Genomic DNA, 22940 nt, shown 5'->3' with positions numbered 1-22940 from the left:
CACACTGGAAGTCAGCGTGCCATAACGAATCAAACTGAGAGACCGTCGTGAATATCCGAGAAGCGTTCCGCAATTTCGTATCGGGGATTGATACGAATCGGCGCCCCGTGACACTGAACTGGGGCGCTTCGCAAAAAGATCTGGGCGCGCAGCTCGCCTTGCAGCATGTGAGTATCCGCGAAAGCATGATGACCGGCATCGATGGCCGCCTGACTTGCGTTTCGCAAAACGGAAACCTCTCGCCCAAGCTTTTTATCGGTACACCCGTATCGGTCGGGCTGGTTACCGATCGCGGCGGCAAGCACGCGATCAACGCAATCATCAGCGCGGTTCAGGTCGGACGATCCGATGGTGAGCTCACGATTTACCAATTCACTGTGACCGATGCGGTAAATCTGCTCCACAAGCGCACTAATTCCCGAATTTTCCGAAACGTCAACGTAATCGACGTGCTCAACGTCGTGCTTAATGAATGGCGGCAGCGTAGCCAGACCCTTGCTCGTGCATTTGAGTTTGATCTGTCCGGACTGAATCTGTCCCGGTATCCGAAGCGTTCGTACATGCGCCAGGTCAACGAGTCGGATGCGCGCTTCGTGTCGCGACTCTTGCGTCGCGACGGCATCACGATGTTCGTCCGTCCCGGGCGCGCGAGCGGCCAATCGAAAGACGGTGAGCCGCCCGTGCATACGATGGTGTTCTGCGACGACCCGCACAAGTTGTCCGAAGCGCCGTCGGGTACGGTGCGGTTGCATCCGCGCGATGCGGGCACCGAAGAGCGCGATACGATCACGGTGCTGACCATGCGCCAGGAACTGATCTCGGGCGAAGCAAGCCGGCCGACATGGGACTACCGGAAGGCGAACGTGGACCAATCGAGCCGACCGGCCGGCCTCGATCAGGGCGAGGCGGGCAACGACTTGGCTCAGTTGTTGACCGATATCGTGATCGAGAGTCCGCACGTGGCGGACTCGTGGGCGGATCTCGACCGGATCACTGAAGACCGGATTCTGGCGCGCGAAGCGCACGCGGTCCGTTACGACGGCAAAAGTGGCATCCGCGATCTCCAGGTCGGCACCTGGGTGACGATCACGGGAGATTCGGACTGGAATGCACGGCCCGCCGAGCAGCGACAGTTCGTGATCACGTCGCTGTATCACAACGTGTGGAACAACTTGCCGAAGGAGCTGAGCGAACGGGCGCAGACGTTGTTCTCGACCAGTCACTCGCTCGAGCAGCCGCCGGTGACGGGCAACCAGGATCCGGCCGATCAGGATACGCGCTACGAGAACCAGTTCACGTGTGTGCCGCGAGGCACGCCGCTGACGCCGATCTACGACACGAAAATCGATTTGCCACTCACGCCGTTGATCACAGGACGCGTGGTCGGGAGCGGATCGGACGAAGTCACTTGTGACGAGACTGGCTGCGTGTACGTGATGGTCCTGGGTCAGGACTCGGCGGATCACAAACATGCGCAAGGTGCGGGAACGAACGGGAACCTGGGCGACAGCGCGCCGATCCGTGTCGCATCGAGCCTGGCGGGGCCGACCTTCGGCCAGACCATTCTGCCGCGCGTCAATACCGAAGTGCTGCTGGGCTGCCTGGGCGGCGATCCCGATCGCCTGATCATCCTCGGGGTCCTGCCGAACGGCGCCAACATGCCGGCGGCATTCAGTCATACCGGTAGTCTGCCTGGTAATCGCTACCTGACCGGCATCAAGACGAAAGAGATCACCGGGCAACGGTATAACCAGCTTCGACTCGACGATACGCCGCAGCAAATCAGTGCGCAGTTGGCGTCCGAGCATGCTCATTCCCAGTTGAATCTCGGGTATCTGACCCAGCCGCGCGATAACGGGCAAGGCGCCGATCGCGGCCAAGGCGCAGAACTTCGGACCGATGCCGCTGCGGCATTGCGCGCTGCGCAGGGGATGCTCTTGACGACTTACGCGCGTACCCAGGCGAGCGGCGGCCAGCTCGATCGTGACGAGCTGATCCAGTTGCTCCAGCAGTGTACGGATCTGTTCAAGTCGCTTGGCGACTATGCGGGGCAGCACGGCGGGCAGGCGACCGACACGGCGGGGCAGTCGACGCTCTCCGCCGCGTTCAAGGACTGGGGGCCGGGAGCCGGTGGCAACGGTGCCTCGCAGGCGCTGATGGCATTTGGCGCGCAGGCCGGTTCGTTGAACATTACGCCGAAAACGCACGTGACCTACGCGGGCGAGAACATCGATCAAGTTGCCGCCAATCATCTGCAATTCACGAGCGGCCAGAAGCTGAACATGCAGGCCGGTAACGGGCTGTGGTTGTTTGCACAAAGCGCGGGCATCACGACGATCGCGAATCAGGGCAAGTTGCTGATGCAAAGTCAGAACGACGATACGCAGATCGATTCCGCGAAGAATTTCCAGGTGACGGCGGCGGGCGGCAAGGCGTCGGTGCTGGGCAAGGACCAGGTCGTGCTGATGACGTCCGGCGGGGCGTACCTGAAGCTGGACGGCGCGAATATCGAATTGGGCTGCCCCGGAACGTTCACGGTGAAGTCTGCCGGCCACTCGTGGCAGGGCCCCGCCAGCATGAGTGGCGAACTGCCGGCGTTCAGCCATTCGCCGCTCGGGCGGGTGCCGAAGCTGGTGCGGGCGACGGATGGGCAGCCCGCACCGGGATTCGATGCCGAGGTCAAGAAGGTGTCCGGCGACTTGCTGGACCAGAAAACCGATTCGGCAGGCAAGCTGCCGCCAATCAACGGCAATCAGTTCGAGCAACTGACCGTGCAATTCATCAAGAAAAATATCTGAGCATTCCGGGGAATAACGCATGACCGATTCATTTCTGAATCCACTGGGCCCCTCGTCGCCCGGTGCGCCGCCGGCTGCGGGCGGCAATGCTGCCGCAAACGCGAGTGAACCACCAAGCATCGTGATCGGCGAAGGCCAGGGGCCGACGCTCTTCGATATGCAGAACGAACTGATCTGCGTGAAGCAGCAGCCACTGCCCGGCGTGATCATTTTCGTACACGGCGTGAACTCGGAGGGTGAATGGTACAAGGGCGCGGAAGAGGGTTTGTGCAAGGGGTTGAACCGGCGGCTCGCCCGGCTCGATGATCAGTTGAATCATACGGGCGTGATCGGCGGTCAGATGAGTCCCGTCGCGTACACGGACGGTTTGACGCCTGATGGTTTTATCAATCCCGCGCTTCTACCGGATACCTACATCAAGCCCGATCCCGCATTTTCTCCGGTGATCCATTTCCGTTGGGGCTATAAGGCCAACAAGGAAGAGTTGAAGGAATACGGGGACAAGATTTTCCTGAACGAACAGAACTATTGGGGAGGTGGTCCGTTTGCGAACGGCTGTTCGAGCTTGCCGGATCTGTGGCACGAGGGGATCGACGACCGGATCTTCGGGTGGATTTCTGTCCAGGCGCTGAATCCGACGACGCGCCCACTGTACCGAACCCCGCCCCGTACTTATGGAGTGCTCGCCGCGCTGCGTCTGGCCAAACTGGTGGAATCGATTCGCAAGAAGCAGGCGAACGTGCCTATCACGATCGTGTGCCACAGTCAGGGGAACATGGTCGGATTGACGGCGGCGTTCTTCGGCGACCAGTTGGAGGCGGTGACCGACCGCTGGGGCAACTCGGGGCGGTGCGTTGCCGATGCCTATGTGCTGGCGAATCCTCCCTATAGCGTCGCCAATACCGACACGGGAATGGATACCTGGGCTCAGCGGGATATCAAGGATTCCAAACACCGGCGTGGCCGCGAGACTTATGATGCCCGCACAAAGACACTACGCGCGTTTCTCGACATCATTCGTGCCCGCTCTGCGTTCGAAATGCCTGCGGACAAGCTCGATAGAGAGATGGGCAATTGCCGGACATCGGAGAAAGGCAAACCGTATTCGGCCGATGCCGATCGGAAGTCACACGGCTTGAACGGCTACACCCATGGTCGCGTGACGCTGTATTGCTGCCCTCACGACCAGGTGATTTCCGCCGTAACGGTTCAGGGAATAGGATGGCGCGGGCTCGGGTATATCGACGATGACAAGAAAGAGCCGTCGAAGGAGCTGATAGATATCGGTGCGGAAGGCGTGCTCACGCAGCGGGTGTTTGCGACGCACTGGAAGGTGGGTGAAGTCGGCGACTATCGTTATTGGGAAAATGACTGGCGTCACGGGAAGGAGGGCACGACACCCGGTTTCTGGTTTCCGCCTTCCCCGCCGGCAAAATTTGGTCTGGTCCGCGCGTGGAGCGGAAACGAGAATCCGATCGCCAAGCTCTTCACCACGGCTTCCGCACCGGTTTTCTACCTGGTGACGCTGGTGACGTCGAGTTTCAAGATGTTTCCTGTCAATGCGGATCCTCCGAAATACTGGACGGTGACCGCAAACGCGCCAGCGCTCGACGAGCCGTTCGCGCCGCAGACGTTCCGAAGTAATGATCCGCACAACCCGATCCTGATAAAGGATGGTAACGCCGAGAGTGATTTCAACGACGGCTACGATACACCCGCTGCGGCTCGGAACGCCGAGAAGGCGGACAAGAAATCCGACGATCCCTACGATACTTACCAATCGCAGTCGCCCGACGATGTAGCCAAAGGTGATGTCGGGAGTGAAGCTTCGCAACGATACGAGGATCACGCGATCCTTCGAATGCGTGCGCGTCGTGACGGTCGCAAGGCTTGGGTAGACGACAACGGCAACGTGATCGGCGAGGATGGCAAGAGCGACGCACCGGAAGGCTATAAGGACTGGCATAACGAGCAGGTAGTGGAGATTCTCGATGCCGGAAAATTAAACAACCCGACCAATCATTCGACCACGATGACGAATCCGGATCATGCGCAGAAAGCATTGGCGTACGATGTGGCAATCGGGTTGTGCTACTTGTCGCCCAAGGATTTGACCGAATTGCGGATCGAGGCGGATTGGCGATTTGGTGGAGCGCTGCCTGATAGTCATCTAAGCAAGCAATATTCAACGTATTTCACAAAGGGAGTATTGGGGGACGATGATGCACCTGTGCAAGAGTGGGTCAAGAATGCTAAAGAGGCGAAGCGTCCGGAAAAAATTGTCGACGAGCGTGAGAACGAGCTTTATCTGAAAATTGGAGGGGTGGTATGAGTAGGTTGATCTCGACCCAGCCCCGTAGACTGGTTGTCGCCATCGTGGTGTTGATGGTCGCGATGGGTATCATGTACAACTTGAGCGCTTTTGCTGGACATACGCCTCTTGACGAATTAAGCATGGGAGATTGGATGAAACGATTGTTGATAGTGCCATCTCTGGCTGCGATTTTGACGTTTGTGGTGTCGACCATCATGATGGCGGCGCCTGTACGGGCAGCCACCCCGGGTCAGAAAGATACAATGGCCGCGAATGCGAGTGACAGTGCTGTGCCATTCGTAGCGCAGGTTGTCGGGCTGGAATGGTTGAACCCGCTACAGCGGCGCGACTATTCGACGGAATGGCAGATTCTCTGGACTTTGGGTCTTGTTCAACCGAACAAGAGCGACGATATGGTCCGGACGATGCCACAGAAATTTTCGAAGCTTCAGTCAATTGGTGCGCTTGTGTATGGCAACCAAGGATCGGAAACGTTCAAAGGCTTCTATCACAAATACGTCGATAAATTGATGGGGCTGTTCGGTGACCGCTATGTGATGAACACAAAGTATTTCTACACGGTCAAATCAAAGAATAAAGATGACTGGCGTGAATTGGCCGGCATCCGTGTGGAATTTGCCGCCCCAGATAGATTGGATGCTGGCGAGGCACAGTCTTATTTGCAAAAAAGCATCATCAGTGAATTCAATATTGGGAATAAATATTTTCTCGATCTTTGGAGCAAAAACACCCCCCCCGACGTCCACGTCAACCAAGGCGGAGCGAACGCCGGTTTCACGTCGCTGAACCGCGCGCTGGATTACCTGCAGGCCAACCCGGACAAAAGCGCATGGGTCATGAACTGGGACGCGCCGAGCTTCCCGCCGAAGGACGCGCAGATCAACGAGAACATGGTGGTGCTGTTTCTCGTAGGGCCGAACTTCAAGACGGAGCGTGAGCCGCTTGCATGGATCGGTCGCGCGGCGACGGGTAACGTCAGGGACTTCGAGGCGAAGGCCGGCACCACGCGCGCCGTGCAGGCGTGGAAAGCCGTGATCGACAGCGCTGCCCGCAACGCGGGGGTAACGGTGCCGTCGCTGAATTACGTGGTGCATGACGCCGGGCGCGGCGGCGACGCGGCGTCGGAACGGATCGGTGCGCTGTCGCAGACGTTGACCGAAGTACTGCCGGACTACAACTTCAGCAAGCAGACGTTCAATACGCCGGCGTTGCTGGGCCCGATGGGAGCGGGTACGGCGTTGACGGACGTGGTGCTGGCGATCGGGCGAGCGAATCACCTTGGCGAGAAGGTGTTGGTTGCAGGGACGACGGATGCGCAGCACCCGACGGCGGTGGTGGTGGTGCCGCCGTCGAAAGTCACGCCGATCGACCCGGACAAGGACTGGTTCCGCGCGCGGGGCGAGAACAATGCCTATCTGCCGTGGTGGGGCCGCCGTCACGACACGGACTACGGCATGCAGGGTTATTCATACTGATCGGATGGCCGACCATGCGAGGGATCATTCGAGTGGGCGACGTCCATAGTCACGGTGGCTATGTCGAGACGGGTGCGGCAAACAGCGATGTCATGGGGCGCGCGCCGGCGCGCGTCGGTGATCGCTGCACGTGTCCGTTACATGGCCCGTGCGTTGTCGTCGAGGGGGATGGGCAGTTCGACATCGAGGGTGCGCATGCGGCATTTGAAGGCCACAAGACGTCATGCGGCGCCGTTCTGATTTCTTCGTTGCCGACGTCAGGGCGCTCGTAATTCGTATTCTCCGGACAATCGCGCTGCGGTGACGGAGGGTTCGAGGCCGGTAACCGCCACGCTGTCCAACGAAGGGCTACGCGATGCTTGCGTAGCCCTTCGTCGTTTCCAGGCCGGTTTTCAGTCGGCCGGTTGGCCTACCTGACGGCCGACGAGTTCAAGCAGCGGTATTGTTCAACTGAAGTAATCGAGGCCATTCCCCAAGATTGAAATGGCCCGAAGAAATCAGGCAGGTCAAGAGCACGCCGAAAGACCTCAACAACGAGTTTCACATTACCTTTGCTCAGAAAAAGAAAAATGCAGATCGTTAAGACGTGGTACATCACCGCCCTGGTTTCGGTGCTGGCCGGCGGCAGTACCGTCGCATTTTCCCGACCGTTGGCGCAAGACTGCCTGACGCAAGCCGAGGTCAAGCAGATGGACCGCGATTTCTGGGCGACTTTCCCGTCGCCGGATGGTTTCGCCGCCTACGCAGCGCCGAAGTTTTCGCTGGGTACCAATATCACGGAGCTTTCGCAGTCGCTTGCAGCGACTACGAGTGGTCCTGCGCGGGCGCGTGCCGTCGCCGCATTCCTTGCCCAGCATCCGGACGTGTTCGGATCGTTCAAGACCGCGCACGACTCGGCATACCTCTACTATCCCGGGCACGATCACAGTCCGGATGCCGTGCGTACTTCGTCGACGTTCCCTGTCGGGCAGTGCGTTTCCGAATTCAATTACTCGACCGATCTGAGTCATGCCCAGTGCGTCGCCGGGCAGCGTATCCGGGCATACAGTCTGTCGTTCATCAAGGACAAGGGGCGCGTGATGCTGCGAACGGGCGTGCTCGGACTCGACTCCTGCAACTGAACTGCGCGCCGCTGCACGGACTGACGCCCTGAGGCTTCTGTCGGGTAAGCGGCATGACGGCGGCAAGTTGCGACAGTCCTGCGCATAGAGGCAGATAGCGTCACATCTGCCTGAACAACCCCGCATACGCACGACTGACCGGCAGCATTTCCCTCTGCCCGCGCACCCGAATTCGCAACCTTCCCAGCAAATCGCGCTCGATTCGATCGATCGCCGCATACGCGACGATCACGCCGCGGTGCACCTGAGCGAACCGCTCCGGATCGAGCCGCTGCATCAGCTCCTTCAACGGCGTGCGAATCACGAGCCGTTCGCCGGCGGTGACGACTTCCGTGTACTTGTCGGAAGCCTGGAAATACAGCACGTCGTCGACCGATACGAGCCGCGTCGCATCCTTGACGCCCACGGTCAGCCAGCGGATCGGCGCGGCGTCTCGCGATTGCGCCGCCTGCGCGAGCGCATCGGCGTGCGCGACGGCCGGCCCGCCGCGCTGGAGCTTCGCGATACAGCGCAACAGCCGCTCGTCCGTCACAGGTTTCAGCAGGTAGTCGACCGCCGCGCGATCGAACGCGTCGACCGCATATTCGTCGTAGGCCGTGACGAACACGACATGGACGTCGGGCACCAGCGCAGCCAGCCTCAACCCGTCGATGCCGGGCATCCGGATGTCGAGAAACGCGATGTCCGGGCGCGGCGGCGCGTTCAACGCGGCCAGCGTTTCGATGCCGTTGCGCGGCATCGCGACGATCTCCAGTTCGGGCCAGAGCTGTCGCAGCCGCTGCGCGAGCGATGCGGACAGGTTCGGTTCGTCGTCGGCGATGAGGGCGGTCGGCATGTCAGTCGATCGGAATCAGCAGGGTTGCGGTGACACCGTGCGCGGCGCCGGTGTTCGTCTCGACGGTGACGCGGCCGCGCTCGCCGTGCAGCGTCCTGATGCGTGCGGCGACGTTGGCGAGCCCGACGCCGCCATGCAGGCGCGTGTCGCCTTTGCCGAGGCCGACGCCCGTATCGATCACGTTCAGTTCGAGCCTGTCGCCTCGCATCCTTCCGCGAATGACGATTACGCCGCCGTCGATCGACGGCTCGATCCCGTGCAGCAGCGCATTCTCGACGAGCGGTTGCAGTAGCAGCGGCGAGAACGGCAACGTGTGCAGATCCGCCGGCACGTCGATCGCATACGACAGCCGCTCGCCGAGCCGGATCGACGCGATCTTCAGCAACGCGTCGACGAGTTCGAGTTCTTCGCCGAGCGTCGACGTCGTATTGCGCGTGCGTCGGAGGCTTGCACGCAGGTATCGGTTCAGGCTGTCGAGCATCGTCGATGCGCGCGCCGGATCGCGCCCGATCAGGCTCTGCACGTTCGCGAGCGTATTGAACAGGAAGTGCGGTTCGATCTGCGCCTGCAGCAGCGCAAGGCGCGCCGCTGTCTCGGCCTGGCGCGCCTCGGCGGCCTCGCGGCGTTCGGTTTCGAGCGTCGCACGCATGCGCATGGACTGCAGGAACAGCGACACGCACACGAACAGGACAACCGAAACCAGGAACGACGGCCCGTAGTTGTCCCACGTGACGATGCGTGCCGAACCGAACACATGCGGCAACTTTCCGCCGACGATCGCCGCCGCGATCTCGAAACCGGCGAAGACGCTGACCGGTGCGATCACGACGGCCTTCAGCGCAAGCCCCGACACGCGTGGCAGCAGCCGGTTGGCGGCAACACTCGACAGCAGCGCGCAGAAGCCGATGGCGTTGGCGACGACGAGGTAGGGGACGACGGGTTCGTTGAAATGGATGACCCAGAAGCCCACGCCGACGACCGAGTTGAAGCACGCAAACCCGAGCAGCGCCATCGGGTCGCGCAGCCATCGCGGCGCGCTGCCGGCGGGCGGCTGCGGAATCGGCGAAGTGTCGGACCTGGCTCGCATGATGTCGGGTGAGTATGGGCGCGTGATGCGCATAGGGCCTGACCTTACCGCCGGATGTGCCGGCAGCGCACGAGCTGCGACGAACGGTGCGCGGCTTCGACGAAGCGCATCGGCCGCCGACGGTTGGCCGGTTTCGGTCACGAGTTTAGTGGAACGCGTTGCAGAAGGACATCGGGCGACACCGGTTTCGCGCCGCGCACGAAACGCCGATCGGTCGTCGAAGCGGGGCTTTCGGATGTTGTCGACTGCCGGATTCGATGGCGCGTCAATCCTACCGGTTCGCCGAACGACCGTCGCGACGACGCGCAACTCGTCCGCGAATTCCTGCCTCCCGTCGCAAGCCGCGCCGCTCGAAGGGGCCGGGCAGTACGGTGTAGCCGTGTCCATACCGATCCGGCGACTCCAACCATGTCCACGCTCTTTCACCTGAAGCCTTACGTGTACGTGATGTTCTGCGTGCTGCTCTACATCGGCATCAAACGTTGTTTCCCACGCGAGGTGCCGGCGGCACGACCGCTGATCTCGCCCGTTGCGTTCGGGATGCTCGGCATCGTCAGCCTGAACGGACTTTTTCCGCACGCGGGCGTCGACGCGAATGCAATCGCGCTGGCTGCTGTCCTGGCCGGCGCGGCGCTGGGCTGGCTGCATGCGAGCCGCTGGCGGCTCGCGTTCCGTGCGACGCCGTCGGGCTTGCGTGTGCGCTTACCCGGCGATGCGAGCCTGCTCGTCACGCTGATGCTGACTTTCGTCGCCGAAACCTGCATGCATTACGCGGTTGCCGCACGCGAGCCGTGGGCGGCGGCAAGCGGTTTCGTGATGCTGTCGTTCGCGGTTTGGGGCGCGCTCGTCGGGATGCCGCTCGGGCGTGCGGTCAACGTGGTCGTGCGCTGCATGCGCGATGCAGGCGAATCGGCACGCAGCGGCATCCCGTATTCGGTCGATTCGCGCTGACGGGCGCGAAACGGAAAGCGGGAAAGCGCGCGGCTGGCAGCCACGAACGCGAGGCAGTTCATCTTCGGCAACCGGATCGGCATCGGGCCGAACGCGCGCGTGGCGCGCGCCGTTGCGCCCCCGTTTTGCTGTCACGGTCGCGTCACGATGCGCCCATAAGGTTGCACGTTCCCGTCGTGGCGGCATCGCCGGAACCGGGGCGTGTGCAGCCTGCTTCCGACGACGTGCCCGCGTCGCAGGCGGGCAACCGGGATCTCGCTCCCGGCGGCGCACCGTTCACGCATTCCACCATTTCATTCGAACATTCGAAAACACGGTCGACGCCGATTCGAGCAGGATCGCGAACGATCAGGAGACTGGGACCATGTTGAGTCCGCATGAATTCTCGATGCTGCTGCGCATTGCGCGTGCGCCGGACAGCGTCGATCAATCGAATCAGGCCTTCGCCGTGCTGGTCGAAAAGCGGCTGGTCGTCGATACGCAGGTGCGCATGAACGCGGTAGCCGTGCGCCCGGCGCTGACGCCGATCGGCCAGATGCTGCTGGCGCGCTTCGACGAAGCGGCCTGAGAGGAAGCGTCACGTCTTCATCGAGACGAAGGCCGTGACGCGTCGAAACGCCGAGCCGCTTACTGCGCGACCGGCACCGTCACGTCGCTGCCGAACCAGTGCATCGAGATCTTCTTCAGCGTGCCGTCCTTTTGCAGCGAAGCCAGTGCGTCGTTGATCGCCTTCTCGAACTTCGGGTTGCCCTTGCGGAACGGGATCGCCATTTCCTGTTTGCCGCCGTTCAGCACCGCGCCCGCGCGCAGCGGCAGGTTCGACGTCTTGATCATGTACGGCAGCATCAGGCGATCGTCGAGCGTCGCCTCGATCCGGCCCGCGGCGAGGTCGCGCAGTTTCTCCGGCGCGCCCGGATACGTCTGCACCTCGATGCCCGGCACGGTGCGCGCCATCTGGTCGTAGTTGGTGCCGAGCGTCACGCCGAGCTTCTTGCCCTTGAAATCGTCGAGCGACTTGAAGTTGCGCGTGTCGTCCTTGCGCTGGATCAGCTGCGCGGCCGAGTACGTGTACGGCTGGCTGAAGTCGAGCACTTCCTTGCGTTGCGGCGTGATCGTGACCTGGTTGACGATCACGTCGAACATGCCGGCCTGCAGGCCCGCGATGATGCCGCTCCATTCGGTCGGGATGAACTGCGTCTTCACGCCGAGCTTGCCGGCGACCGCGTTCGCGACGTCGACGTCGAAGCCTTCGAGTTGACCCGACGTACCGCGCGAGTTGAACGGCGGATACGTGCCTTCGAGGCCGACGCGCAGCACGCCGGCTTTCTTCACCGAATCGAGCAGGTCGTCCGCGTGAGCGGCGACGGCCGTGAAACCGAGGGCCGACGCGAGCAGCAGGCCCGACAGCAGGAACTTCGAACGTTTCATCGCAGATCTCCAGTGTTCAGTACGGTGTTGTGGTGAGCGCCGGGCGCTGGCCGCGCCCGGTGGGCCGCAATACGGGCACGTAGACACTACTCGCAACCGCGCCGCACCGAAAGTCGAATTGGCCCTGATTGCAATCGATTTCATGGGGAGAGGCGACTGACTTCCTGTGGCGTGGACAGGAATCGGCTCGGCTGGGGGCGAGCAATTCGGTGAGCAGTCCCGCTCGGATATTTTCCGATTGCACTCGAAATGTTCTTTTAAATCAGGTCATATTTCGGGTTCGTGCCGTAATTTATCTGTAAAATCGCGCGAGCGGAATCAAATACCGGCGCCATCCGAGGGCGCGTCAAAAGAAGAAAAGGCCGTTCATGAACATGCAGAACACAATTGCCGCATTGCGCGGCGGGTTGCTTCAGCAGGGCCGGCTGCTGAAGCTCGATACGCCGTTAGGGGCCAATGTCCTGACCGTGCAGCGGGCAGTCGGCCGTTCGCGCATCGGGCGTGCGTACGAGTTCACACTCGACGTGCTGTCGACCGACAGCGATCTGGAACTTAAAAAGCTGATCGCGCAGCCCGTCACGTTGTGGATTCAGCAGGGCGACCGCAGCTACCGGCCGATCAACGGATACGTGCATACCGCGCGCCGGCTGGGCGCCGACGGCGGGCTCACGACATATCAGCTCGCGTTCGCCGATTTCACCCATTTCCTGAAGTTCCGCCGCGATCAGCGGCTCTGGAACGACACGACCGTCGACCAGATCATCAGTGACGTGCTGAACAAGCATCCGCAGGCGCAGGGCCATTTCCGCTTCGCATTGTCGAAGCCGCTGCCGAACCGTTCGTACACGCGCCAGCACGACACCGACTGGCATTTCGTGCATCGGCTGATGGAGAACGAAGGGCTCTACTGCGCGTGGCAGCAGGCTGACGACGGCAAGTCGCATACGCTCGTGATCACCGACAACCTGCAGGCGTTCGCGCCGCTGTCGCCGGAGACCGTGCGCTTCTATCACGGCGGCGCGGCAAGCGAAGCCGACGCGTTCACGCAATGGTCGGGCACGCGTACGCTGCAGAGCGTGACGCGCACGACGCGCACGTTCGACTACAAGAATCCTTCGCAGCCGTCGAACCCGAAAGGCACATCGCTGCCGACGATGGGCGGCCAGGGCGAGTTGCCCGACCAGCTCGAAGTCTACGAGTACACGGGCGCTTATACATACCTGGACCAGACGCGCGGCGACCATCTGACAAAGGTCAAGATGGAGGAATGGGAGTCGCAGGCAAAGCGCTTCCATGGCGCGGGTGGCGTGCGCGCGATCGATGCGGGCAGACGCTTCACGCTGGCCGACCATCCCGAGCACGATCGCGATCCCGCCGATCAGCGCGAATTCGCCGCGATCGAGGTGGCGTGGTGGATCGAGAACAACCTGCCCGTCGCGAGCGACAGCGCGGACTTTCCATACAGTCTGCGCGAGGCATTGACGCAGGTGCAGGAGAGCTACGGCGCCGATCCCGCATTTCGCGTGCCGCACGAGGATGGCTCGACCGGCTTCTATCTCGTCGAAGTCGAAGCGCAACGCGCGAGCGTGCCGTATCGCAGCCCGTTCGAGCATCACAAGCCGGAGATGCATCTCGAGACGGCGATCGTCGTCGGGCCGCGGGGCGAGGAAGTCTATACGGACGCGTTGAACCGGATCCGTGTGCAGTTCGTCTGGGACCGCCTGAACCCGGGCAACGAGAACGCGTCATGCTGGGTGCGCGTCGTGCAGTCGGATACGGGGGGCGGCTACGGCGGCGTGCATGTGCCGCGCATCGGCGAGGAAGTGCTGATCGACTACGTCGGCGGCGACTGCGACCGGCCGCTTGCGGTCGGGCGTGTGTACAACGGCGCGAACCAGCCGCAGTGGCATACCGACGGGATTTTGTCCGGATATCGGTCGAAAGAGTATTCGGGTGGCGGTTACAACCAGCTCGTGATGGACGATGCGACCGGGCAGAACCGCGTGCAGCTGATGAGCAGCAGCGCGAACAGCCTGCTGCATCTCGGTTACATCATCGACCAGAGCGGCAATTCGCGCGGCGCGTATCTCGGCAGCGGGTTCGACTTGCGCTCGGATGCGTACGGCGCGGTGCGGGCGAGCCAGGGCTTGTACGTGACGACGCATCCGAAGTCGGCGAACAGCCAGCCGCTCGACGTGAAGGAGGCGCAGCAGCAGCTCGTGACGGGCGAGAGCCTGGTCGAGGCCATGTCGGGCGTGAGCGAGCAGCATCAGGCTGAAAGCCTGAAGGACGCGCAGGACACGATGCGCGCGTTCACGGACGCGACGCAGGACAGCGCATCGGGCAGCGCGTCCGGCGGACGCACGGCAGGCGGCGGCACGGGCAACGCGAACGCGTTCAAGGAGCCGGTGATGTTGTTCGGCAGCCCGTCGGGAATCGGGATGTCGACGCAGCAGTCGGTGCACATGGTTGCGAACGATCACGTGAACGTTGCGAGCGGGCAGAGCGTGCACGTTGCGGCGGGCAAGTCGCTGATCGGCAGCATCGGGCAGACGCTGAGCCTGTTCGTGCAGAACGCAGGGATGAAGCTGTTCGCGGGCAAGGGCAAGGTCGAGATCCAGGCGCAGTCGGACAACGTCGAAGTGACCGCGCAGAAGGCGGTGAAGATCGTGTCGGCGACCGACCGGATCGAGATCGCGGCCGATCAGGGAATCCTGCTGACGAGCGGCGGCGGGTATATCCGCATTCAAGGCGGGAACATCGAGATTCACACGCCGGGTGCGGTGGATGTGAAGGGCGCGTCGCATACGTTCGCTGGGCCGGCGAGCATGGGGTATCCGTTGCCGAGTCCGCGGCCGGATCAGCCGGGGCAGCTCGAGCTGTTTCACAAGTACGTGAACGGCGAGGCGGTGAAGGGCGGGTTGTTCACGGTGAAAGACGTGAACGGCGCGGTGCTGAAGAAGGGTGCGCTCGACAACAGCGGCTACACGGTCGTGAGCGGGCTGCCGCCCGGTGCGGTGCGTGTCGAGTTCGGCAAGGACCCGCGCGAGTCGGATGAGCCGGCGAACTACTTCAAGCAGGCGAAGTGGCCGGCGGAGCCCGTCGAGCCATCGCCGGAAGCCGCGCAGGCCGCGGCGACTGGGCAGCTTGCCAGCCAGTTGCAGGGGATGACGCCTGCCGCGGCGACCGCGGCGATGGGGCTCGTGAGCGGTGGCAGCGCGGGCGCTGCGCTCGGCGGGCTTGCGAGTTCCGCGTTGCCGGCTGCGGCGAGTGCGCTCGGTGGCGCGGGCGTGGCGTCTGCGTTGCAGACGGCTTCGAGCCTGAGCGGTGCCGCGAAGCAGGTGGCCGGGATGGTGCAGGCTGCGCGGCAAGGCGGTTTCGCGGCGCTGGCCGCGCCGGCTGCGAACGCGGCATCCGGGGTTCTGCAGAGCGCGCTGCCCGGTGTTGCCGGGATCGCGGGCAAAGGCGCGACGACGGTGGCGTCGGCGGCCGGTGCGACCGGCATGAAGCTGCCGACAAGCGGGTTCGGCGGACCGCTGAAATCCTGAGAGGGCGGCGCATCAGCCGTCAAGAACAACTAAATCGCGATTCGAACGAAAAACGACATGGCACAACAACTACCGCCGGGCGCCGAGAAGGAACAGGCCGTTACCTGGCTCAGCGATGTTTCCCCCAAGGACGTCGCCGCAGTCGGCAACCGCTTCGACGCGTGGTTGCGCCGGATCAGCGGCAACCACATCACGTTCGAGGACGTGAAGACGTTTGCCGGTGCGGTGCCGATCGTCGGCAACATCATGGCGATGGTCGATGCGCTTGGCGATATCGCCGAAATCATCGAAAAGCGCGGCGGTCAGGTGCTCGACTACATGAGCCTCGCGATCAACCTGCTCGGCATCATTCCGATTCCGCCGACGCTCGCGCCGTTCCGGATGTCGGCGCGCCCGCTGCTCGCGCTCGTTCGTCATGAATTGCTGGCGACGCGCAACAATCTCGGCGCGGCGCTCATCTCCGTGCTGGTTACGCACATCAACGCGACCTGCGCGACCGAGATCGAGGATTTTCTCAACAAGCTGAAGGCCGGCCTTGCCGAGTTGCTCGACGGATGCGCATCGAAATGCGAGGAACTCATGTTCGCGCTGGCGACCGGCATGGACAAGGCGCTGCATGGACAGCTCTTCGACGCCGGCGGCAATTTGAAGCGCCAGCAGCAGCTCGCGCAGAAGATGGTCGACAACCGGCCGTGGTACAGCCCGAGTCGGGTCGGCGACGGTATCCAGTTCGCGTACGAGGGCACCAAGGCGCTCGGCAAGAAGGTCGCCAACAAGACGGCGGGCACGATGGCGAAGCTCGCGCCCGATGCCTGGCTCGAGCCGTTTCGCGGCACGGTGACATTCCTTCGGACCGAGGCACCGAAGATCGCGACGTCGATCCGTTCGCTCGCCGGCAGCGAAGAAGGCAAGATGATGTGGCTGGTGTTGCAGCTGATCGAGGCGGTCGGGCGCGTCAAGGCACGCGCGAAGCTTCATGAGCAGAGCGCCGATGTGAAGGCCAACGGAAAGAGTCAGGCGAAGAAGACGCGCGAGCAGGAAGGGCTGGAGAAAACCAACGGGCAGGCGCCGGCCGAAGGGCCGGGGAAGAGCGCGTGCAAGGCATGCGGGCTCGGGTCGTCGCCGGCATCGATCGATTTCGCGTTCGGTGACGAGACGTTCTCGCATGTGGATTTCGACCTGCCGGGGGCGCTGCCGCTCGTTTGGGAGCGTACCTATCGTTCCCGACTGTCTGCGTATGACGACGGCGAACTCGGTGCGCGATGGATCACGCCCTATACGACGCGTATCGACATCAGGAATGGTCAGTGGATCTATCGCGATGCGGAGGGGCGCAGCATCGACTATCCCGCGCTCGCGGCGGGGGCTGTGCACGACGATCTGTCGGAGAACCTGACGCTGTCGCGGCTCGACGATACGTGGGTGACGATTGCATACGGCCATGACGTGCTGCATGTATACGAGCGCCATGGCGACGCGTTCCGGCTCGCGATGCAGAAAGATCGCGCCGGGAACACGATCACTTTCGACTACGATGCACTTGATCGCCTTGCGCGCCTGATCGACGCGAGCGGCAATGTGCTTGCGTTCGAGCACGACCGGCATGGGCGGATCGTGCAGATCGAGCACGTGTTGAAGGGCGGCGAGCGCCGCCTGCTGGCGAGCTACGAATACGATGCGAACGGCGATCTCGTGCGCGCGGTCGATCGTCACGGCAACGCGCGGACCTATCAGTATCACCGTCACCTTGTGACGCGCTATACCGATCGCACCGGCCGCGGAATGACGCTCGAATGGGAGGGTGCGGACGCCGACGACAATGCGGACGCGAAGTGCGTCCGCGAATATGCGGATGACGGCAGCTTCGACATCCGGCTCGCATGGAATCCCAACATCCGCCTGACTTACGTGACCGACGCGCTGGGTCAGATGACGCGGTACTACTTCAACATTCACGGCTATGTGTACCGGATCGTGTATCCGGACGGCAATCAGGAGTGGTTCCGGCGCGATGCGCATCACAATCTGGTGCTGCATATCCGTCAGGACGGCAGCATCGAGCGCCGGGAATACGATGCGCGCGGTAACCTCGTTCGGCATGAGCGAGCGGACGGCAGCATTGTCGAGATGGCGTACGACGACAAGGATCAGATGGTGCGGCTCGTCGATCCGAACGGGCATGTGTGGCAGCGCAAATACGACGACGCGGGCAACCTCGTCGAGGAAATCGATCCGCTCGAGCATTCGACGAAGTACGAATACAACGACAACGGGTTGCCGACGCAGATTACCGATGCGAAGGACGGCTCGAAGACGCTCGAATACAACGACGCCGGGCAGATCGCAAGCTACACGGACTGCTCCGGGAAAAAGACGGAGTGGCGCTACGACGATACGGGCCGCGTGATCGAGACAAAAGATGCGGCGGGCGGCGTGGTTGCGTATCGGTACGGCCCGAACGGGCAGCTGACCGAAGTTCGCTCGCCTGCCGGTGTCGAGCAGGTGCAATACGATGCCGAAGGCCGCTTGTTGCGGCATACCGATCAACTCGATCGCTCGACGCGATACGGCTACGACGCGGCGGGTCGCATCGCGAGCCGCGCGGACGCGCTGGGCCAGACGATCGCGTATCGCTACGATCGCCTCGGCAGGCTGACTGCGCTGACCGATGCCAACTTTGCGACGTACCAGTTCCACTACGATCCGGCCGGGCGGCTGATCGAGGAAGTCGGCTTCGACGGCAAGTCGACGCGCTATCAATACGATCCGGACAGCGGCAGCCTTGTTTCGGTCGATGAGGCCGGTTGCGTGACGTCGATCGACGTCGATGCGAACGGCCGGCTGCTGAAGCGCGTCGCGGGGGAGAGCGAGGAGCGATTTGCGTACGACCCGAGCGGCCGGTTGATTGACGCGGTGAATCGGTACAGCCGCGTGCAGTTCTTCTTCGATCCGGTCGGCAATCTCGTGCGAGAACATCACGCATACGATCTGTTCGGCGAGCGACGCAGCTATGTGTGGCATCACGAATACGACGAACTCCGTAATCGGCGACGGACGGTGCGGCCGGACGGGCATGCGGTCGACTGGTTGATGTATGGCTCAGGGCATGTGCACGGGATGCTGCTCGATGGCGAGGAGCGTGTGCAGTTCGAGCGAGACGATCTTCATCGCGAGACGGTACGCGTGCTGTCGAGCAAGCTCGGGCAGCGCACGCACTACGATCCGGCCGGACGCATGCTGCAGCAGACGATCCAGCGATCGACGTCTCCGGCGCCGCTTGCCGAGCGGCGGTATCGCTATGATGCGGCGGGGCAGTTGTCGCGAATCGAGGATAGCCGCAAGGGCGGGACCGACTATCGGTATGACCCGGTCGGGCGGTTGATCGAGGCGGTTAGTCCCATCACGAAGGAGCGGTTTGCATTCGATCCGGCGAGCAACATCATCGATCCGGTGCTGACCACGGAGATGCCAGCATCTCGTCCTAGCCCGGTGCGGCCGGAAAGCACGTTGCCGGTTGAGGTGCCGAAGGTGCTGGGCAACCTGCTGAAGGCGTATGCGGGGACGCACTTTGAGTACGATGCCCGCGGGAATCTGGTGCGCAAGCGTACGCCGGCGGGGGAGCAGGAATACGAGTGGGACGAGTGCAATAGGTTGCTGTCGGCACGGGTTGCGGAGACGTCGCGGCAGAGTCAGGCGCGGTATTTCTATGACGCGTTCGGTCGCCGGATTGCGAAGGAGGTGAACGGCGAGCGGACGGTGTTCGGGTGGGATGGCGACACGCTGGCGTATGAAAGCGACAGCGAGCGTGGTACGCACTATCTCTACGAGCCGGGGAAGTTCGTGCCGTTGGCGCAGTATGTGGCGGAACCGGTAGAGGGAATCACCACGCCGGAGTGGAAGAGTACCGATCGCTATGTGCCGGAGGAAGATCCGCTGCAGAAGATGCCGGAGCGGCGGGGTGGCGCCGTGCTCTTCTACTACCACTGTGACCAGATCGGCACGCCTCAACTGCTGACTGATGACAACGGTGACGTGGTGTGGGAAGCGTCGTACAAGGCGTGGGGTGAAGCGCGGGAGGTGATCGCTCGGGCGTCGAAGGCGGCGGGGATCGTAGCGAAGAATTCGTTGCGGTTTCAGGGGCAGCGGGTTGATGATGAGACGGGGCTGCACTATAACCGGTATCGGTACTATGATCCGCAGAGCGGCCGGTTCATCAGCAAGGACCCGATCGGGCTCGCCGGCGGAATCAACGTATATCAATATGCACCCAATCCGGTGCAGTGGATTGATCCGCTCGGGTTGGCAAAGCTTTGCTGCTGCGGCGAGCCGTATGTCGATCCTGACGCGCGCTGGCGAGATGTCATGAATGACCCGAACACACCGAGTTCAATGCGTGGTTGGCTCCAAAATCAAGCACGTCGCGTAGACGCTGGCCAGCAAGCCAATATCAAAGCCCCACCGGGATATGAGCTTGCACATCGGCCACGATTCGAAAACGACTCTGGCTTCGATTATTCACATGCAGACCCGATGCTAGCGGCGGACCATCGAGGTATTCAGCATCGCTATTGGCGCAAGCGCAACGGGTGCTGGTCAGCAAAGATGCCGAACTCGGGTTCACCTGGAACGGGCAAGCTGAGTCTCCCGAAGCCGGGCTCTTTACCGTAAGTGAGAAATGATGGCTAAGGCGCGAGTGATAGGCACAACAGTAGATGCGATCCATGCAGCTGAGACGGAATTGGCGCGAACCTTGCCTAAGTCCTTCTCAGATTGGTTGTTGGACAACAACGGCAAAGCATTGGGCGCTCTGGTCGTGTTTCCTGTATTCGATGCACGCGATCCCCGCAAGACGTGGGAGTCGATAGTTCGTCGCTTCAAAGGAGAGTGGCAGGAGTGGCAAGACAATTTCTCCGGTAGCTCTATCGACTTCTCTCAGTTGCTACCGTTTGCCGAATTTGGAACGGGCGATTACTACTGCTTCGACTACGGAACGCTTGGTAACACCGGAGAGCCTGTTGTCGTTCTTTGGTCGCATGAGACAGGGCGGACATCGGCGATTGCTGACAGCTTTGAAGCCTTCTTAACCGTGCCCGGTCGCCCTGGATAACGATAGAAGCTCAAGCATCTTGGGGCCGCGTAAGCGGCCCCTGCTGTTTCTGGACGTGATACTCGACGCGACTCGGAATTCGGTCAACGCGCACTTCCGCGATTCTCCCCCTCGATTGGGGAGAATCGCACTATAACCGGCATCGATACTATGATCCGCAGAGTGGTCGGTTCGTATCGAAGGATCCGATTGGACTGGCCGGCGGCATCAACGTCTATCAGTACGCGCCCAATTCCATTGAATGGGCGATCCGTTGGGGTTGGATCGTCTGGGAGGCGGCAAGAACATGGGGATGCAGGGACGTACATGTCCCCAATGCTGCCCTGACAAGCCGAAGCTTCACGGGCCGTTCCATCGCGTCGAGTCACCAACGCAGCCGCCCGAGCGGGCTGCTCAACAGGAAGCAACGGGCATGCATACCGGGACCGCGTCGCACAAGGGTATGGGAGTGGTTCGAATCAATGCATATGATGGACCTCTGCCAGACGGGCAGCGAGGACTTGAGTTCTTTACACCGGCTAAACCAACCAGTGTCATTCCGGGCGGCTTGGTGACGTGGCACCCTGACCACGACCCTCATTGCACCCTGACAGACGGTGGTGATGTGGCTCAAATTCCAATCACGGTAACCAAGAACACGCAAAAATGACGACTCATTACTCTTCCATGGATGAGGCCTTTAAGGCAAATCCGACGAAAGTCGCGGATTGGGGGTATATCAAATGCTCTGAGGCGCAACTGGCTAGGTTCGGGCTCCAGTTCTTCGATGATGTCGATGATCCTGGCCCTTGCAGGCGATCCGCATTTCTTGGAAAAAATGATGCATTTTTCATCTTGACGATCGACAACCATTCGAAGACCGATGCGGCGATATTCGCTTCAAACGAAAAGATAATTAACGATGGCGATTTGCTGCGATTCCTCCCGCAGGAGTATTCTCGAATCGTTAGCGAATTTGACGTGGTTTATTTTGGTATTCCGACGTAGTCGACGGATATGCGAGAGCGTATCAACATGACGCCACTCTGACAGTGAAACGGTGCGTCTTCGTTGGTTAGCGTTTCGATCGCAAGAGTGACCTGCACTAGACGGTCCGACCTCGAAACGAAGAAGGGCCGCGCAAGCGGCCCTTCGTTCGTCTGCGGACTACTGACATCGATCGGTGTGGTCGGTTAAAACCCGGCAGTAGCCTATCCGGCAGTAGATTAAAATTGTGCCGGCGCAAATCCGTTGCTATCGCCGGATAGGCTTGCGCCGGTTGCCATATCATGCGAAGCGATGCGCACTTTGCCAACTTGGGCGTAACAGGTGATACGCCGACCCGAATGCCGGGAAATCGAAACAGTTCGACTCGGAGGTGGTAGCGTGAACGGATGGATTACATCGGCGATGGTTTCGGAAATCATCAAAATATGTGCTCTGATTTCAAAGGATGATTTTGTTCGCTTAGAGGCAGATGGAAACTTTGAAGTGAGCACATCATCCGAAATAAAGACTGGGATTTTGGAGTACCTGGGAGGGGATTTTCCGAATGAGAGCGACTTGGTGCGAATCGGAGTCCCGGATGAGAGTTATGTTCTCAGTCATTCCGCCGTGTACGAAATAAATCCAAGTTCACCATCGGATCGTGACAGGCGAATTCAAATGAATTTGATAGTCGATGGTGTTGAGAGTGACCTGACTCTGATTTTACGTGCTCACAAGCGAGAAGAGGGTGATGAAGTCCGTATTTACGGTGCTCTCACGCTTTAGGCCGGCACGGGCCACGTGCGCGTGACCGACAAGCTCGAACGCCTGAATGTCGGTCTGGCACTACGAATATGACGAGTTGGGCAATCGTCGGCGGACTGTACGGCCCGACGGTCACGCGATCGACTGGTTGATGTAGGGATCAGGGCATGTGCACCGGATGCTGCTGGATGGCGGGGAGCGCATGCAGTTTGAGCGTGATGAGCTCCATCGCGAAACGGTGTGGATGGGAGCACGTCATACCGTTCTTCGTGTTTCCGCCGGAGATTCGGCAGGTTGTGTACACAACGAATGCCATTGAAAGTCTGAACATGCAGCTGCGCAAGATCATCAAGACGCGCGGTCACTTCCCGTCGGACGAGGCCGCGCTCAAGCTGCTCTGGCTGGCGCTGCGCAACGTGCTGGCCAAGGCCGCGCGGGCCGCTTTCGATTGGAAATCAGCGATGAATCAGTTTGCTATCCTGTTCGGCGAGCGATTCACGCAGGCACACGGATAACGCGCTGTT

At 61.4% G+C, this 22940-nt stretch carries 15 protein-coding genes and 2 pseudogenes; 14 read left to right on the top strand and 3 right to left on the bottom strand.

All coding sequences use genetic code 11. The annotated features are described in order from the left end of the window. Window positions 1-47: 47 nt before the first annotated feature. From OEJ37_RS18180 to OEJ37_RS18160, 5 genes are all read left to right on the top strand, one after another. Window positions 48-2798 (top strand): type VI secretion system Vgr family protein, encoded by a 2751-nt coding sequence (locus OEJ37_RS18180; RefSeq protein ID WP_263345049.1) that lies wholly within the window; start codon window positions 48-50, stop codon window positions 2796-2798. Between the two features lie 19 nt (window positions 2799-2817). Beyond that, window positions 2818-5130 carry a hypothetical protein gene (locus OEJ37_RS18175; protein ID WP_263345047.1) on the top strand — a complete coding sequence of 771 codons (2313 nt, stop codon included), beginning with the start codon at window positions 2818-2820 and terminating at the stop codon, window positions 5128-5130. Further along, window positions 5127-6608 carry a virulence factor gene (locus tag OEJ37_RS18170; protein ID WP_175947808.1) on the top strand — a complete coding sequence of 494 codons (1482 nt, stop codon included), beginning with the start codon at window positions 5127-5129 and terminating at the stop codon, window positions 6606-6608. Before OEJ37_RS18175 ends, OEJ37_RS18170 begins: the two co-directional genes overlap by 4 nt. Window positions 6609-6622: 14 nt before the next feature. Further along, complete coding sequence (locus OEJ37_RS18165) at window positions 6623-6880, top strand: PAAR domain-containing protein (protein WP_083214384.1); 258 nt, start codon at window positions 6623-6625, stop codon at window positions 6878-6880. 297 nt (window positions 6881-7177) lie between these two features. Next, the gene (locus OEJ37_RS18160; RefSeq protein WP_263345046.1) at window positions 7178-7729 is read left to right on the top strand and encodes a hypothetical protein; all 552 of its coding nucleotides are present in this window, start codon (window positions 7178-7180) and stop codon (window positions 7727-7729) included. 100 nt (window positions 7730-7829) lie between these two features. Here OEJ37_RS18160 and OEJ37_RS18155 read toward each other — a convergent pair whose 3' ends face one another. Together OEJ37_RS18155 and OEJ37_RS18150 are read right to left on the bottom strand one after the other, a co-directional pair. Next, on the bottom strand, window positions 7830-8564 hold the full coding sequence (locus tag OEJ37_RS18155) for a LytR/AlgR family response regulator transcription factor (RefSeq protein WP_263345045.1): 735 nt from the start codon (window positions 8562-8564) through the stop codon (window positions 7830-7832). A 1-nt stretch (window position 8565) separates the two neighbouring features. Further along, complete coding sequence (locus tag OEJ37_RS18150; RefSeq protein WP_411859271.1) at window positions 8566-9588, bottom strand: sensor histidine kinase; 1023 nt, start codon at window positions 9586-9588, stop codon at window positions 8566-8568. 471 nt (window positions 9589-10059) lie between these two features. Between OEJ37_RS18150 and OEJ37_RS18145 the strand changes: the two genes are divergently transcribed. After that, window positions 10060-10602, top strand: coding sequence for a hypothetical protein (locus OEJ37_RS18145; protein ID WP_263345044.1), 543 nt, complete (start codon window positions 10060-10062; stop codon window positions 10600-10602). A gap of 364 nt (window positions 10603-10966) precedes the next feature. Beyond that, window positions 10967-11170 (top strand): hypothetical protein, encoded by a 204-nt coding sequence (locus tag OEJ37_RS18140; protein ID WP_174417328.1) that lies wholly within the window; start codon window positions 10967-10969, stop codon window positions 11168-11170. Window positions 11171-11229: 59 nt separating this feature from the next. Here OEJ37_RS18140 and OEJ37_RS18135 read toward each other — a convergent pair whose 3' ends face one another. After that, a complete protein-coding gene (locus tag OEJ37_RS18135) occupies window positions 11230-12030 on the bottom strand; it encodes a transporter substrate-binding domain-containing protein (RefSeq protein ID WP_263345043.1) in 801 nt (266 codons plus the stop codon). Window positions 12031-12398: 368 nt separating this feature from the next. On the opposite strand from OEJ37_RS18135, the gene tssI reads away from it, so the two are divergent. The 7 genes and pseudogenes from tssI to OEJ37_RS18095 form a co-directional block, all read left to right on the top strand. Beyond that, window positions 12399-15578 (top strand): type VI secretion system Vgr family protein, encoded by a 3180-nt coding sequence (tssI, locus tag OEJ37_RS18130; RefSeq protein WP_263345042.1) that lies wholly within the window; start codon window positions 12399-12401, stop codon window positions 15576-15578. Window positions 15579-15635: 57 nt separating this feature from the next. Then, window positions 15636-20246 carry an RHS repeat-associated core domain-containing protein gene (locus OEJ37_RS18120; RefSeq protein WP_317891536.1) on the top strand — a complete coding sequence of 1537 codons (4611 nt, stop codon included), beginning with the start codon at window positions 15636-15638 and terminating at the stop codon, window positions 20244-20246. Between the two features lie 7 nt (window positions 20247-20253). Next, complete coding sequence (locus tag OEJ37_RS18115) at window positions 20254-20685, top strand: SMI1/KNR4 family protein (protein WP_263345038.1); 432 nt, start codon at window positions 20254-20256, stop codon at window positions 20683-20685. Window positions 20686-20813: 128 nt separating this feature from the next. Next, window positions 20814-20947 (top strand): annotated as a pseudogene (locus OEJ37_RS35130) (RHS repeat-associated core domain-containing protein); the annotation flags it as partial. Window positions 20948-21330: 383 nt separating this feature from the next. Continuing rightward, window positions 21331-21672 (top strand): hypothetical protein, encoded by a 342-nt coding sequence (locus tag OEJ37_RS18105; RefSeq protein ID WP_263345036.1) that lies wholly within the window; start codon window positions 21331-21333, stop codon window positions 21670-21672. A gap of 378 nt (window positions 21673-22050) precedes the next feature. After that, a complete protein-coding gene (locus tag OEJ37_RS18100) occupies window positions 22051-22437 on the top strand; it encodes a hypothetical protein (RefSeq protein WP_263345035.1) in 387 nt (128 codons plus the stop codon). A gap of 215 nt (window positions 22438-22652) precedes the next feature. After that, a pseudogene (locus OEJ37_RS18095) lies at window positions 22653-22931 on the top strand (transposase); the annotation flags it as partial. Window positions 22932-22940 lie beyond the last annotated feature (9 nt).

Source organism: Burkholderia sp. BKH01, assembly GCF_025685725.1.
GTDB classification, from domain to species: Bacteria; Pseudomonadota; Gammaproteobacteria; order Burkholderiales; family Burkholderiaceae; genus Burkholderia; species Burkholderia pyrrocinia_C.
Note: the sequence above shows the minus strand (reverse complement) of the source record. Positions and strands in the feature narration are given on the sequence as shown.

Bases quoted from the DNA above. Each gene is read 5' to 3' on its own strand.
- OEJ37_RS18165 (WP_083214384.1), top strand. From the start codon at position 6,623: ATGCGAGGGATCATTCGAGTGGGCGACGTCCATAGTCACGGTGGCTAT.
- OEJ37_RS18145 (WP_263345044.1), top strand. From the start codon at position 10,060: ATGTCCACGCTCTTTCACCTGAAGCCTTACGTGTACGTGATGTTCTGC.
- OEJ37_RS18175 (WP_263345047.1), top strand. From the start codon at position 2,818: ATGACCGATTCATTTCTGAATCCACTGGGCCCCTCGTCGCCCGGTGCG.
- OEJ37_RS18135 (WP_263345043.1), bottom strand. From the start codon at position 12,030: ATGAAACGTTCGAAGTTCCTGCTGTCGGGCCTGCTGCTCGCGTCGGCC.
- OEJ37_RS18140 (WP_174417328.1), top strand. From the start codon at position 10,967: ATGTTGAGTCCGCATGAATTCTCGATGCTGCTGCGCATTGCGCGTGCG.
- OEJ37_RS18170 (WP_175947808.1), top strand. From the start codon at position 5,127: ATGAGTAGGTTGATCTCGACCCAGCCCCGTAGACTGGTTGTCGCCATC.
- OEJ37_RS18115 (WP_263345038.1), top strand. From the start codon at position 20,254: ATGATGGCTAAGGCGCGAGTGATAGGCACAACAGTAGATGCGATCCAT.
- OEJ37_RS18105 (WP_263345036.1), top strand. From the start codon at position 21,331: ATGACGACTCATTACTCTTCCATGGATGAGGCCTTTAAGGCAAATCCG.
- OEJ37_RS18160 (WP_263345046.1), top strand. From the start codon at position 7,178: ATGCAGATCGTTAAGACGTGGTACATCACCGCCCTGGTTTCGGTGCTG.
- OEJ37_RS18120 (WP_317891536.1), top strand. From the start codon at position 15,636: ATGGCACAACAACTACCGCCGGGCGCCGAGAAGGAACAGGCCGTTACC.
- tssI (WP_263345042.1), top strand. From the start codon at position 12,399: ATGAACATGCAGAACACAATTGCCGCATTGCGCGGCGGGTTGCTTCAG.
- OEJ37_RS18155 (WP_263345045.1), bottom strand. From the start codon at position 8,564: ATGCCGACCGCCCTCATCGCCGACGACGAACCGAACCTGTCCGCATCG.